At 60.7% G+C, this 14,153-nt stretch carries 13 protein-coding genes; 9 read left to right on the plus strand and 4 right to left on the minus strand.

The genetic code is table 11. The annotated features are described in order from the left end of the window. Window positions 1-133: 133 nt before the first annotated feature. Genes FHL16_RS20395 through FHL16_RS20405 form a run of 3 tightly spaced genes read left to right on the plus strand, consistent with a single transcriptional unit; the run spans window position 134 to window position 5,048 of the window. A complete protein-coding gene (locus tag FHL16_RS20395; protein ID WP_010461997.1) occupies window positions 134-1,492 on the plus strand; it encodes a TolC family outer membrane protein in 1,359 nt (452 codons plus the stop codon). 19 nt (window positions 1,493-1,511) lie between these two features. Continuing rightward, window positions 1,512-3,671: a type I secretion system permease/ATPase gene (locus FHL16_RS20400; protein WP_077749130.1), complete on the plus strand. Its 2,160-nt coding sequence runs from the start codon at window positions 1,512-1,514 to the stop codon at window positions 3,669-3,671. A gap of 9 nt (window positions 3,672-3,680) precedes the next feature. After that, entirely contained in the window at window positions 3,681-5,048 is a 1,368-nt protein-coding gene (locus FHL16_RS20405; RefSeq protein ID WP_010462001.1) for an HlyD family type I secretion periplasmic adaptor subunit, read from the plus strand. Window positions 5,049-5,199: 151 nt separating this feature from the next. Here FHL16_RS20405 and FHL16_RS20410 read toward each other — a convergent pair whose 3' ends face one another. Both FHL16_RS20410 and FHL16_RS20415 read right to left on the minus strand, forming a co-directional pair. Next, window positions 5,200-5,793 carry a tRNA-uridine aminocarboxypropyltransferase gene (locus tag FHL16_RS20410; protein ID WP_077749131.1) on the minus strand — a complete coding sequence of 198 codons (594 nt, stop codon included), beginning with the start codon at window positions 5,791-5,793 and terminating at the stop codon, window positions 5,200-5,202. A gap of 4 nt (window positions 5,794-5,797) precedes the next feature. Then, complete coding sequence (locus FHL16_RS20415) at window positions 5,798-6,691, minus strand: LysR family transcriptional regulator (protein WP_007945995.1); 894 nt, start codon at window positions 6,689-6,691, stop codon at window positions 5,798-5,800. A gap of 359 nt (window positions 6,692-7,050) precedes the next feature. Here FHL16_RS20415 and speB point away from each other — a divergent pair, with 359 nt between their 5' ends. From speB to FHL16_RS20445, 6 genes are all read left to right on the plus strand, one after another. Further along, window positions 7,051-8,001, plus strand: a complete 951-nt coding sequence (gene speB, locus FHL16_RS20420; protein WP_077749132.1) for an agmatinase — start codon at window positions 7,051-7,053, stop codon at window positions 7,999-8,001. A 9-nt stretch (window positions 8,002-8,010) separates the two neighbouring features. Then, window positions 8,011-8,418, plus strand: coding sequence for a YybH family protein (locus FHL16_RS20425; protein ID WP_077749133.1), 408 nt, complete (start codon window positions 8,011-8,013; stop codon window positions 8,416-8,418). Between the two features lie 54 nt (window positions 8,419-8,472). After that, complete coding sequence (locus tag FHL16_RS20430; protein WP_077749134.1) at window positions 8,473-9,984, plus strand: purine-cytosine permease family protein; 1,512 nt, start codon at window positions 8,473-8,475, stop codon at window positions 9,982-9,984. Window positions 9,985-10,214: 230 nt separating this feature from the next. Further along, entirely contained in the window at window positions 10,215-11,594 is a 1,380-nt protein-coding gene (locus FHL16_RS20435) for a sodium:solute symporter (protein WP_077749135.1), read from the plus strand. 85 nt (window positions 11,595-11,679) lie between these two features. Next, window positions 11,680-12,405, plus strand: coding sequence for an MBL fold metallo-hydrolase (locus FHL16_RS20440; protein WP_010462010.1), 726 nt, complete (start codon window positions 11,680-11,682; stop codon window positions 12,403-12,405). A 52-nt stretch (window positions 12,406-12,457) separates the two neighbouring features. After that, on the plus strand, window positions 12,458-12,709 hold the full coding sequence (locus FHL16_RS20445; RefSeq protein WP_010462011.1) for a hypothetical protein: 252 nt from the start codon (window positions 12,458-12,460) through the stop codon (window positions 12,707-12,709). A 195-nt stretch (window positions 12,710-12,904) separates the two neighbouring features. Here the strand turns inward: FHL16_RS20445 and FHL16_RS34725 are convergent, their stop codons facing one another. Together FHL16_RS34725 and ptrR are read right to left on the minus strand one after the other, a co-directional pair. Further along, window positions 12,905-13,033, minus strand: coding sequence for a PA1414 family protein (locus FHL16_RS34725; RefSeq protein WP_003184145.1), 129 nt, complete (start codon window positions 13,031-13,033; stop codon window positions 12,905-12,907). A 139-nt stretch (window positions 13,034-13,172) separates the two neighbouring features. After that, window positions 13,173-14,066: a putrescine utilization regulator PtrR gene (gene ptrR / locus FHL16_RS20450; RefSeq protein WP_077749136.1), complete on the minus strand. Its 894-nt coding sequence runs from the start codon at window positions 14,064-14,066 to the stop codon at window positions 13,173-13,175. Between the last annotated feature and the right edge of the window lie 87 nt (window positions 14,067-14,153).

Here is a 14,153-nt window from a genome sequence, read left to right on the forward strand (position 1 = left end):
GAAAAAAATTTCTTAGCTACGCTCTAGAATGTTCTTAGCTACGTTGTTACAAGCATGAAACGGTTTTGCCTATAAATGTCGTCAAATATTTGGCGACTGATAAAGAACCATCAGGAATCAGGGAGATGTACCCATGCGCGTTTTAACCCCCCTTTGCAGCGCAATTCTGCTGGCCATGGCCTGCACATCCCAGGCTCAAGCCATGTCAGTGACCGAGGCGATCCAGAGCACCATCGCAACCCACCCGGAACTGGCCTCGCGCGTCGACTCGCGGCTGTCCGCGGATGAGCAAGTCAAAGTCGCCAAGGGGGGCTTTTATCCATCAGTTGATCTGAACGCCGCCTACGGGCGCGGGTACAGCGATAACACCAACACCCGGGCGTTCGGCAATCACAACACCGAAATCCTCACCTACACCCAATCGGAGCTGCGCCTGCGGCAGATGCTGTTCGACGGTTTCAACACCGCGAACGAAGTCGAACGCACCAAAGGGGTCGTCAACTCCCGGGCCTATTACGCTCAAGGCACCGCCCAGGACCTGGCATTGCGCACCATCGAGGTCTACCTCGAAGTGCTCAAGCGCCGTGAACTGGTGACCCTGGCCACGAACAACCTGCAGGCTCACTTGCGGGTCAACGACCAGATCGGCCTGCGCACCCAGCGTGGCGTTGGCAGCAACGCCGACTCCGACCAGTCCAGCGCTCGCCGGGCACTGGCGCAAAACAACCTCGACACCGCCGAGGTCGATCTGGCGGATGCCGAGTCGAATTTCGCCGCCGTTGTAGGGCGCCTGCCCGATGAACTGGAAACGCCGCCGTCTATCCGCGGCGAACTGCCTGCCTCCCTGCCGGAAGCCCAGCAGAGCATGGTGGAAAACAACCCGTACCTGAAATCGGCCCAGGCTGACGTGCAATCGGCCGAGAGCCAGTACGAAGTCTCAAAGTCGCCGTTCTACCCGCGTTTCGATGCCGAAGCGGCAGTGGGCGCAAACAACAACGTGCAGGGCGATGAAGGCCACGACAACGAGTGGCGCGTGGGCGTGGTGATGAACTACAACCTGTTCCGCGGCGGCAGCGACAAGGCGCGCCTGGCCTCCAATGCGCATCAGATCAACCAGGCGATGGACATCCGCAACAACGCCTTGCGCCAACTCAACGAGAACATCCACCTGGCCTGGAACGCCATGGTCAATGCCAAGAAACAAACCCCGACTGCCCGCGAATACGCGGACACCAGCCGTCGTGTGCGCCTGGCATATCAGGACCAGTTCGGCCTCGGCCAACGCACCCTGCTCGACTTGCTCGACAGTGAAAACGAGCTCTACAACGCCAATCGCCGCTACACCGAAGTGCGCTACACCGAGGAGTATTCGATGTACCGCGTGCTGGCGAACATGGGCCAGTTGCTGAGCAAACAACGGGTGGTGCTACCCGCCGATGCGATCGCCCAGGCCGAAGTGAAAAACGAAGCGCGTTTGCCTGAACTGAAGTAGCTCACTGGGGGCGATCAATTTGACCAGCATGGAACCCGGCAACATCGGTGTCGATCCGCGCCTGAGCTTCGATGACCCGCTACTGGACGGTCTGTTGATCCTCTGCAAACTCCACGGCGCGACGGTCAGTCGCGCCAGCCTGAGTGCCGGGCTGCCACTGAACAAACAACGCTTGAGCCTGGACCTGCTGCCCCGTGCAGCAGCCCGGGCCAGCTTGCAGGCGCGGGTGCTGCGCCGTGAACTGGCGGACATTTCCGCGCTCAACCTGCCTGTGATGCTGATCCTGAACAACGGCCGCACCGCCATCCTGCGACGCTATGGCGATGACGGCCGCTTGCTGATCCTGCCCAGCGAAGCGGACGGTGGCGAACAATGGGTCAGCCGTGAAGAACTGGCTGAAAATTACAGCGGCCAGGCCTTGTTCGCCCGGCCCCGCCATGAACTCGAAGACCTGCGCTCGCCGCTGGTGCCGCGTGTGGAAGCGTGGTTTCGCGACACCTTGAAGCTGTCGAAATGGCTGTACAGCGATGCGATTCTGGCGAGTTTCCTGATCAACCTCCTGGGGCTGATGGTGCCGCTGTTCGTGATGCAAACCTACGACCGCGTGGTGCCGAACCAGGCCACGTCGACCTTGTGGGTGCTGTCGATCGGCTTGCTGATCGGCACCGGTTTCGAACTGGTGCTGCGGGTGGTGCGCGCGCACTTGCTGGACACCGCCGGGAAGAAAACCGACGTGATTCTTTCCGCGACCTTGTTCGAACGCATCACTGGCATGGCGATGAAAGCGCGGCCGGCGACCATCGGCGGTTTCGCCCAGAGCATCCACGACTTCCAGGGCCTGCGTGAATTCCTCACTGCCGTCACGCTGACCAGCCTGATCGACCTGCCCTTTGCCGTGTTGATGCTGGTGGTGATCGGCCTGCTCGGCGGCTGGCTGGTGGTGATTCCATTGTTGGCGTTTCCGATTACGATCATTTTCGCGATGGTCATTCAGGTGCGCCTGCGCGACACCGTGCAGAAAAGCCTGAGCCTCGGCGCCGAGCGCCAGGCCCTGTTGATCGAAACCCTTGGCGGCCTGGAAACCCTGAAAGCGTGCAGCGCCGAAAGCGAGCGCCAGCACAAATGGGAAAGCACCCACGGCGCCCTCACCCGCCTCGACAGCCATGCGCGCAATCTGTCGGCGCTGGCCACCAACGGCACGCTGTTCATCCAGCAATTCTCCGGCATGGCGACCATTGTCGCCGGCGTCTACAGCATCATCGCCGGCAACCTCAGCGTTGGTGCGCTGGTGGCGACCTACATGCTCGGCAGCCGCGTACTCGCACCCTTGGGGCAGATCGCCGGTTTGATCACCCGCTACCAGCAAGCGCAACTGACCATGAAAAGCACCGATGCGCTGATGTCCTTGCCGCAAGAGCGCGACGCCCACCAGCGGCCGCTGGAGCGCACTCAGTTGCAAGGCGCGATGGATGTCAGTGGCGTGACCTTCCACTACAACGGCCAGAACGCCCCTGCCCTGGCCAACATCAGTTTCAGTGTCAAACCCGGCGAACGGATCGGCATCATCGGTCGCAGCGGCTCGGGTAAAAGCACCCTGACACGATTGGTGATGGGGTTCTATGCGCCGGAAGAAGGCCAGTTGCTGCTCGATGGCCTGGACCTGCGGCAACTCGATGTCGCCGACCTGCGCCAGCAAATCGGTTACGTCGCCCATGACCTGCCGCTGCTGGCCGGCAGCCTGCGCGACAACCTGACCCTGGGCGCACGTTACATCAGCGATTCACGGATGCTCGAAGTCGCCGAACTGACCGGTGTCACCGAGCTGGCGCGTCAGCATCCGCAAGGTTTTGACCGGCCCGTGGGCGAACGCGGGCAGTTGCTGTCCGGCGGTCAACGCCAGGCAGTGCTGCTGGCCCGGGCCTTGTTGCTGGATCCGCCGATCATGCTGCTCGACGAACCCACCAGCGCCATGGACAACAGCAGCGAAGATGTCTTGCGGCAAAAACTCCACGGCTGGGTGCAGGGCAAGACCTTGCTGCTGGTGACCCACCGCACCTCGATGCTCAGCCTGGTGGATCGGCTGCTGGTGCTGGATAACGGGCGGATCGTTGCCGACGGTCCGAAAGAAGCGGTCATCGATGCACTGCGCAAGGGCCGTGTCGGCTCTGCGGCTGTCTAGGAGCTACCCATGGCCCGTTCATCATCCGACACGCCACAAGACCGAGGCTACTTCGGCAGCTTCGGCAAAACCGCCGAGAGCGAATTCATGCCGGAAACCGCCGGCGCTTCGCTACAGGATTCGCCGCGCTGGTCGCGGATTACCGTGTGGCTGGCCGCGGCGCTGCTGATTACCGCGCTGGTCTGGGCCAAGTTTGCAGTGCTGCAAGAAGTCACCATGGGTGAAGGCAAGGCGATCCCGTCGAGCAAGGTCCAGGTGATCCAGAACCTGGAGGGCGGCATCGTCACCGAGATCTTCGTGCGCGAAGGGCAAATGGTGAACAAGGGCGACACCTTGCTGCGCCTGGATGACACGCGGTTTCTGTCAAACAAGGGCGAGAGCGAGGCGGATCGTTATGCGTTGACCGCGCAGGTCGAACGTCTGTCGGCCGAAGCGGAAGGCCGGCCGTTCAAGCTGTCGCCTGAGGTGATCGCCAAGGCTCCGCAAGTGGCCGAAGACGAGCGCTCGTTATACGAACAACGCCAGCGTCGACTGGCCAGTGAGCAACGGACGCTAACCGAACAACTGCGGCAAAAGACTCAGGAACTGGCGGAATTTCGCTCCAAGCAGGGGCAGTTCAGTTCGAGCCTGGCCTTGCTGCAACAAGAGATGAACATGTCCGCGCCGCTGGTGGGCACCGGGGCGGTTTCACCGGTGGAAATCCTGCGGCTCAAACGCAGCGCCGTGGAGATTCGCGGCTCTTTGAATGCGACGACGCTGGCAATTCCCCGGGCGGAATCGGCGATCAACGAGATCAAAAGCAAGATCGATGAATCGGAGCAATCCTTCCGCTCGGACGCGGCGAAAGAGCTGAATGAAAAACGCACCGACCTGTCGAAAATCACAGCGTCGAGCATCGCCATCGATGACCGCGTGACCCGCACCACCGTGGTGTCGCCGGTGCACGGAATCATCAAGGTGCTGAAGGTCAATACCATCGGCGGCGTGGTCCAGCCGGGCAGCGACATGGTGGAGATCGTCCCCATTGAAGACAACTTGCTGATCGAAGCCAAGGTGCGGCCACAGGACGTGGCGTTCCTGCATCCGGGGCAGAAAGCGATGGTCAAGTTCAGTGCTTACGACTACACGATTTATGGCGGGTTGACTGCCAAGCTGGAACTGATTGGTGCGGACACCATTACCGATGACAAGGGCAACAGCTTTTATCTGATTCAGGTGAGGACCGACAAGAATCACTTGGGCGGCGATGTGAAACCGCTGCTGATTATTCCGGGGATGGTGGCGACGGTGGATATCATCACGGGCGAGAAAAGCGTGCTGGATTACCTGTTGAAACCGGTGTTGAAAGCGCGGACCGAGGCGATGCGGGAGCGATAGGTTTGACTCATTCTCTGTGGCGAGGGAGCTTGCTCCCGCTGGGCTGCGCAGCAGACCCAAAATCATTCAACCAGGCGCAACAGGTGTACTGGGTCGACAAATTGGGAGCGCTTCGCACTCCAGCGGGAGCAAGCTCCCTCGCCACAAGTAATCACCTGCCGTGGTTACGCTGGTAAGTCTCCTCCCCCATCGCCGCAATCTGGCCTTCGATCAACGCCTCGAACGGTTTCAACAAGGGTTCAAAAGAGCTCGGCGCTTCCAGCGTCTGCAACGCCTGGACAATCGCTTCCACCGTCGACAACGCCCCCGGCCCCGGTGCCTTGCGCAGTCGATATCGAGACACTCCGCCATCCACCAACGTCACCCTCGGCAACGCCGCCAGTAACGGATTGAGGTGCAACATCTTGCGCGCCTTGCGCCAGGTGCCATCCGGGACGACCAGCAACAGCGGGTCTTCATTCGTGGTGTACGCCTGCAATGGCTGCGCATCGTCGGCCGGAAACAACAACCGCGCTTGATACCCCGGAGGATTCAGCAGCACCGGCAAATCCTCAAACACCTCACCGACAATCAACTCGGCATTCTTCAAGCCCAACGCGGCCAGTCGCGCCGTGTTCAGCGCATGGTTCACTTCGCTGGGATGCTGCAACAACAGCACTCGGGTGCGGCTGTCGAGGCTCGGGATCAGCGGGCACAGGCAATGGGTTTGTGGGCGCAGGCAGCGTGGACACTGGATTCTGGACATGTTCTCAGGCCTGGTTCAGTTGTGCTTTGAGCAAATCGCGAAAGGTCTGTATCAGCGGCTCGCGGCTGCGGCCACGACGCACGATCATCGAAAACGGCGCCTGATAACCAAACGTCGCCGGCAGCAGGACGCGCAAATCGCCCTTGTCCGCCCAAGCCTGGGCGTAGTGCTCCGGCAGGTAACCGATGTAGGCGCCCGACAGCACCAGAATCAGCTGCGCCTCCATACTTTCCACGGTGGCGGCGCTGTGCTTGAAACCGTGGCGCGCCAGTTCGGCCTGGCTCCAGTAACCACGGCCGACCATGCGTTGCTGAGTGATGACTTGCTCAGGAATGCGCCGCTCGGTGAACAGCGGATGACGGCTGCTGCAATACAACCAGTGTTGCTCGCGGTACAGCGGCATGTAAACCAGGCCGCTCATGCGCGTGGAAAACGCACCGATGGCCAGGTCGAGACGGTTGTCCTGCACGCCGAGCTGCAATTCGTAGGGGCTCATGACCGACAGGTGCAAATGCACGGCCGGGTGTTCCTGGCTGTAGGCGCCGATGGCTTCGGCGAACGGCAAGGCCTTGTCGCTGACGGTGGAGTCGATGACGCCGAGGTTGAGAGTGCCGCGCAGTTCGCCCTTCAACGCCGCCGCGTACTGTTCGAAGCCTTCAAGCTCGCCCAACAGACGCAGGGTTTCCTGATGGAACAGCTCGCCCTTGCTGGTCAGGCTGAAACCGCCGCGACCGCGATGGCAGAGCACCAGGCCGAGGGCGGCTTCGAGCTGGCTCATGTAGGTGCTGATGGCCGAAGTCGAGAGGTTGAGCTCTTGCTGCGCGTTGGCAAACCCCTGATGACGCACCACGCTGACGAAGATGCGTAACAGTTTCAGGTCGGGTAAAGCGTTGGCCATGGGGGCTCCGTTTGCAAGGTCATGCGTGTTGCGCTTTTGTGGCGAGGGAGCTTGCTCCCGCTGGGTTGCGAAGCGGCCCTACAACCATTCACCTCGTAGTGTCAGACGGACCGCATCAGCCGATTTTACGACTGCTGCGCAGCCGAGCGGGAGCAAGCTCCCTCGCCACAGGAGTGCGGCACATGGCCGCAAGTCTATCGTCGTGCCAACCATTAGTTTAGAAAAATCTGAACTAAGTATTTGCCCATAGCGATTCTTCCCGGCCACTACATTTCGCAGAATCGGCCCCTAACGGTGCCCGAACCTCCCCGGAGCGGCGCAACCGACATAAATAAAACAACGACGATGAGGCCTTACCCGTGGAAAAGATTCTTCACCAACCACTGGGCGGCAATGAAATGCCGCGCTTCGGCGGCATCGCCACCATGATGCGACTCCCCCATTTGCCTACCGCTGCCGGTCTGGATGCTGCCTTTGTTGGCGTCCCGCTGGACATCGGCACCTCGCTGCGCCCCGGCACCCGCTTCGGACCTCGCGAAATCCGCGCTGAATCGGTGATGATCCGCCCGTACAACATGGCGACCGGCGCTGCACCGTTCGATTCGCTGTCGGTGGCCGACATCGGCGACGTGGCGATCAATACGTTCAATCTGCTGGACGCGGTGCGGATCATCGAAGAATCCTACGACGCTATCCTCGAACATAATGTGATCCCGCTGACCCTGGGCGGCGACCACACCATCACCCTGCCAATCCTGCGTGCCATTCACAAGAAGCACGGCAAGGTCGGCCTGGTGCACATCGACGCTCACGCCGATGTGAACGATCACATGTTTGGCGAGAAAGTCGCCCACGGCACCACCTTCCGTCGCGCGGCCGAAGAAGGCCTGATCGACTGCGATCGCGTGGTGCAAATCGGCTTGCGCGCTCAGGGCTACACCTCCGAAGACTTCAACTGGAGCCGTAAACAGGGCTTCCGTGTGGTTCAGGCTGAAGAGTGCTGGCACAAATCCCTGGCACCGCTGATGGCCGAAGTGCGCGAAAAAGTCGGCGGCGGTCCGGTGTACCTGACTTTCGACATCGACGGCATCGACCCGGCTTGGGCGCCAGGCACCGGCACCCCGGAAATCGGTGGTCTGACGACCATTCAGGCAATTGAAATCATTCGCGGCTGCCAAGGCCTCGACCTGATCGGCTGCGATCTGGTAGAAGTCTCGCCCGCTTATGACACCACCGGTAACACCTCGCTGCTGGCCGCCAACCTGCTGTACGAAATGCTCTGCGTACTGCCTGGCGTGGCCCACCGCTGAGGATCGGTCATGAACGAACGTGATCAGGTGTTGAAAGCTGCCGCCGATCTGGTGACGGCTTTTGCCCGCAACGATCGCGAAGCCTACTTCGACGCGTTCAGCGCCGACGCCAGCTTCGTGTTCTACACCCTCGAACAGCCCCTGCTGTCGCGCGATGCCTATCAGGCGTTGTGGGACACCTGGCGCGCCGAGGATGGCTTCGAGGTGCTTGCGTGCACGTCGAGCAACGCCTTCGTCAGCCTGCAGGGTGACGTGGCGGTTTTCATCCATGACGTGGCCACCGAGCTGCGCATGCAAGGGGAGCAACACTTCAGCCAGGAGCGCGAGACGATTGTGTTTCGCCGACAACAACAAGGCCTATGGCTGGCCTGCCATGAACATTTGTCCGCGATGCCGGAAGGGCTGCCACCCCCTTAGCCAAACAGGTGACGCTCACACACGATGAGCGCGCCTTTATGATCGGAGCTGATCATGAATAACAACAACAAAGACCAAAGCCTTACGCAGATTGAAACCCACGGGGTCGAACAGATCCCGGACAGCGAACGCACCGCAGGCCCGACGGACTTGTTCCGGATGATCTTCGGCGGTTCCAACACTTTTGCCACCGCCGTGCTCGGCAGTTTCCCGGTGCTGTTCGGCCTGTCTTTTCAGGCCGGTGTCTGGGCGATTGTGCTGGGCGTGCTGCTGGGCTCGCTGATCCTCGCGCCGATGGGCCTGTTCGGGCCACTCAATGGCACCAACAACGCCGTGTCTTCCGGTGCGCATTTCGGCGTGCACGGGCGGATCGTCGGTTCGTTCCTGTCGCTGCTGACCGCCATCGCCTTCTTCTCGCTCTCGGTGTGGAGTTCGGGTGATGCGCTGATCGGTGGCGCCAAACGCCTGATCGGTCTGCCGGAAACCGACCTGACCCTGGGCCTGGCCTACGGGCTGTTCGCGATCCTGGTGCTGACGGTTTGCATCTATGGCTTTCGCTTTCTGCTGTGGGTCAACAAAATCGCGGTATGGAGCGCCAGCCTGTTGTTCCTGCTGGGCATCTTCGCCTTCGCCGGGCCGTTCGATGTGAATTACGCCGGCACCGTCAATATGGGTCAGCCAGGTTTCTGGGCGGCCTTCATCGGTGCTGCACTGGTGGCGATGAGCAACCCGATTTCCTTCGGCGCGTTCCTCGGCGACTGGTCGCGCTACATCCCGCGTGAGACCTCCAAGCGCCGGATCATGGCCGCCGTGGTGATCTCGCAGATCGCGACGTTCATTCCGTTCCTGTTCGGCCTGGCCACCGCCACCATCGTAGCGATCAAGGCACCGGACTACATCGCGGCCAACAACTACGTCGGCGGTTTGCTGGCGGTCTCGCCGAGCTGGTTCTTCCTGCCTGTGTGCCTGATCGCGGTGATCGGCGGCATGTCCACCGGCACTACTTCGCTGTATGGCACCGGGCTGGACATGTCCAGCGTGTTCCCTCGGGTGCTGTCGCGGGTCAAGGCGACGTTGCTGATCGGTGTGATGTCGATTGCCTTCATCTTCATCGGGCGCTTCGCCGCGAACCTGGTGCAGAGCGTGTCGACCTTCGCCGTGCTGATCATCACCTGCACCACCCCGTGGATGGTGATCATGATCATCGGCCTGGTGGTGCGTCGCGGCTTCTACTGCCCGGATGACCTGCAAGTGTTCACCCGCGGCGAGAAAGGTGGCCGCTACTGGTTCACCCACGGCTGGAACTGGCGTGGCCTGGGAGCCTGGATCCCGAGTGCGCTGGTGGGTTTGTGCTTTGTGAACCTGCCGGGGCAGTTTGTGGGTGTGCTGGGCGATCTGGCCGGCGGCATCGACATCAGCCTGCCGGTCACCCTCGGCCTGGCCTCGCTGGTGTACCTGACGCTGCTGAGCCTGTTTCCGGAACCGGCTGCGGTGTTCGGGCCGAATGATGCACGCAGCAAGGGCACGGATGCGCTCAGTAAGCCGGCGATGCGACAAGCCGCCTGATTCAACACAAACGATGGTCAACGGACCTCTGTGGCGAGGGAGCTTGCTCCCGCTCGACTGCGCAGCAGTCGCAAAACAGGCGAATGGTGTTTCCCCTGAAGAAACGCGGTTGCAGGATTTGGGGCTGCTTCGCAGCCCAGCGGGAGCAAGCTCCCTCGCCACAAAAAGCGGACTGATTGCCACATTGATTTTCGCCTCACCATAAAAAAGACAATCGGAGACACGCCATCATGGCTTTGGATTTATTCGTCGTACTCATCTACGCCGCCGCGATGCTGATACTCGGCTACTTCGGCATGCGCAAGGCCAAGACCAACGAAGACTACTTGGTCGCCGGTCGCAACCTCGGCCCGAGCCTGTACATGGGCACCATGGCCGCCACCGTTCTGGGCGGCGCGTCCACCGTGGGCACCGTGCGCCTGGGCTACGTTCATGGCATCTCGGGTTTCTGGCTCTGTGCTGCACTGGGTTGCGGGATCGTGGCGCTGAACCTGTTCCTCGCCAAACCGCTGCTGAAGCTGAAGGTTTTCACCGTCACTCAAGTGCTGGAAAAGCGCTATAACCCAATGGCTCGTACCGCAAGCGCGAGCATCATGCTGGCCTATGCGCTGATGATCGGCGTGACCTCGATCCTGGCGATCGGCACCGTGTTGCAAGTGCTGTTCGGCCTTCCGTTCTGGATGTCGGTAATTCTCGGCGGTGGCGTGGTGGTGATCTACTCGGCCATCGGCGGAATGTGGTCGCTGACCCTGACCGACATCGTCCAGTTCGGTATCCAGACCGTAGGCCTGATGTTCCTGCTGCTGCCAATCTGCTTGTACCGAGTGGGTGGCTGGGATCAACTGGTTGCACAATTGCCGGCTGCCAGCTTCAGCTTCACCAGCATTGGCTGGGACACCATCATCACCTACTTCATGATTTACTTCTTCGGCATCCTGATAGGCCAGGATATCTGGCAACGGGTGTTCACCGCACGAAGCGAGAAAGTTGCGAAGTATGCCGGTACCACCGCGGGCATCTACTGCATCATCTACGGCCTGGTCTGTGCATTGATCGGCATGGCCGCTCACGTACTGATCCCGGATCTGGACAACGTCAATAACGCTTTTGCCGCTATCGTCAAAGTCTCGCTGCCGGACGGCATCCGTGGCTTGGTGATCGCGGCTGCCCTGGCAGCAATGATGTCCACCGCCAGCGCCGGCCTGCTCGCCGCCGCCACCACTCTGACCGAAGACCTGCTGCCGAAACTGCGCGGCGGCAAACAGTCGAGCCTGGGCATCAACCGCCTGTTCACCCTGCTGACCGGCATCGTGGTGCTGGGTATCGCGCTGGTGGTAAACGATGTGATCAGTGCCTTGACCCTGGCTTACAACCTGTTGGTGGGCGGCATGCTGATTCCGCTGATGGGCGCGATCTTCTGGAAACGCGCAACCACCGCCGGCGCTATCGCCAGCATGGGCATGGGCTTTGCCACTGCGCTGCTGTTCATGTTCAAGGACGGTATGGACGCCAACACTCCGATCTACTACAGCCTCGGCGTGGGCCTGGTGAGCTTCGTGGTGGTCAGCTTGCTGTCCCCTCGTCCGGCAACGATGGCCAGCGCCGCCTAAGCTGAACCTAACGACTTGATGCTTTCTTCGACGGGTGTGGCGTCGGTTGCCACACCCGTTTTTTTTCGTCTGGAGAAAACCTTTGATGAAGATTGTTTCGCGCGATCAGTGGTTCGAGGTCAAACAGCTCAGTGACGGCATTCGGCTGATTCACGAGCCTTACATCCGGCCCTTCTATCGCTGCAACCTCTGGCACATTCAGGGCCGCGACAAGGACTTGCTGCTGGACAGCGGTTCCGGGTTGGTGAGCCTGCGCGAGCAGTTGCCGTGGATCACCGAGCGGCCGCTGGTGGCAGTGGCCAGTCATTGCCATTTCGACCACATTGCCGGTCATCACGAATTTCCCGAGCGCCTGGTGCATCCGGCCGAGGCCGACATCCTGGCGGCACCCGACGGCGAAAACGATTTGAGCCGGGCGTTTGTCGGCGACGAGATGTTCGAGGCGCACCCGGACTGCCCGTTGTGCTATGCCGAATATCGGGTCAAAGCCGCGCCGGCCACGGGGATGATTGAAGAAGGCGACGTGCTGGATCTGGGCAATCGCGTACTGCAGGTGCTGCATACGCCGGGGCATTCACCGGGCGGCATCAGCCTGTACGAAGCGGCAACCGAGACGCTGTTCAGCGGCGACATCATCTACGACGGCCCGCTGATCGAAGACGCCTACCACTCCAATCTCGACGACTACGCTCGCAGCCTGCAGCGCTTGCGCACGTTGCCGATCCGTACGGTGCACGGCGGGCATTTCGGGAGTTTTTCCGGGGAGCATTTGCGCACGATGATTGACGAGTGGCAGCGCTCACACACCTGAAGCCTGCTGTACTCAAGCTCAGGAACAACAATAACGCCCTCGAAGAACCACCATGAAAAGAGCTGCCGTTCGTGCCGCCGTGCATCGTTTCATCAGCCGCCTGCTGGAGGGTCAGGATGACTTCGACGACAACGCCAGCCTGGCGCAGTTGGGATTGGATAAACAGGATATCGAAGAGCTGATCTTCCATCTGGAGGATGAGCTGGGGTTGACGGCGTTTACGGCGGAAGAAGACCGTATGCTCAAGGATGCCAGGACGGCGAATGATTTGAGTCGGTTTTTGGTGGAGATTGGACGGCATTGAGTCCGAATGCCAAACGCACGCTAGTGGTGAACTGTGGCGAGGGAGCTTGCTCCCGTTCGGCTGCGCAGCAGTCGCCAATCCTGTCCGAGTATTCCCTGACAACTCTGAGGCTACCAAGGGGCGCTACGCGCCCCAGCGAGAGCAAGCTCCCTCGCCACAGAGGATTTGCCAGGTTTGAGCCAGTGCGGGTCAGACTTACCGACGGCGCGGCTGGCGTCGACGCTGTTCGTCGTCGGTGCGAATAGGAACAGGTTGCAGAGGCGGTTCGATCAAACCGAGTGCAACACCCAGATCGTGCAGCCAGTTTTGAATTTTCTCTTTCATGGTGCCCCCTTCAGGGTAGTGCCGAGCGGCTGAAATTCTGTAGCCCCTTCGCACTGATAATAGTCTGAAGTCCTACGCAATGCTCGGCCAAATCCGCAATGATCTGTTACTGAATTGATCAAAATACCTGACCGATAGTTCAAGCAATCGCCGAAGCCTGCATCGGCGCCGATGGATAGACCGCTTGTTGCTGTTCAATCCACGCGTTGAGGTTGGCCCCGACCATGCCTTTGCGCCACATCAACCAGGTCGTCGCGTGGGCAAACGGCTCCGCCAGCGGGTGCACCGCCACGCTTTCACGGCCCGGCAGGCTTGCCAGCATCGACTCCGACATCAGCGCCACGCCCGAGCCAGCAATCACACACGCCAGCATGCCCGGGTAAGACTCGATCTCCATCGCCCGGCCCATGGCCGCGTGGTCATGGGCAAACCAGGCTTCAAGACGCATGCGGTAGGAGCAGCCCTGACGAAAGGTAAACACCGAGCGCCCTTCCACGTCCATGGCGCTGCGGACCGGCGGGTGATCGGCCTCGCTGATCAGCACCAGCCGCTCGTCGCATAACGGCACACCGTCCAGACCGGCCAGCTCCAGCGGGCCATCCACCAAGGCTGCATCGAGACGACCGGTGAGCAAACCCTCAAGCAATTCACCGCTGGGCCCGGACTGCACTTGCAGGTTCACCGCCGGATACGTGCGGTGATAACGCGCCAGTAGTCCCGGCAAATGAATCGCCGCCGTGCTGTACATGGTGCCCAACACGAAGTCCCCGGCCGGTTGCCCGCCCTGCACCGCCGCCTGAGCTTCGTCGCGCAAGTTAAAAAGCATGGCGGTGTAGTCCAGCAGGACTTTTCCCGCAGGTGACAGTTGCAAACGCTGACGCTCGCGGACGAAAAGCTCTACACCGAGCTGCTCTTCAAGTTGCTTGAGCCGCGTTGACAGATTAGACGGCACCCGGTGCAACCGTTCGGCAGCACGGGTGATCGAGCCCTCTTGCGCCACGGCCTGGAAGATTCGTAACTGGCTGAACTCCACGATCTTCTCCAAATCAGAACAAGTTACTCACTATTATTCATTTTTAAAGAAAGTCAATCAGTCCTAGCCTGACGGTCATTGATCCTT

It is taken from the genome of Pseudomonas sp. FSL W5-0299 (genome assembly GCF_005930655.1).
Taxonomy (GTDB): Bacteria; Pseudomonadota; Gammaproteobacteria; order Pseudomonadales; family Pseudomonadaceae; genus Aquipseudomonas; species Aquipseudomonas mandelii.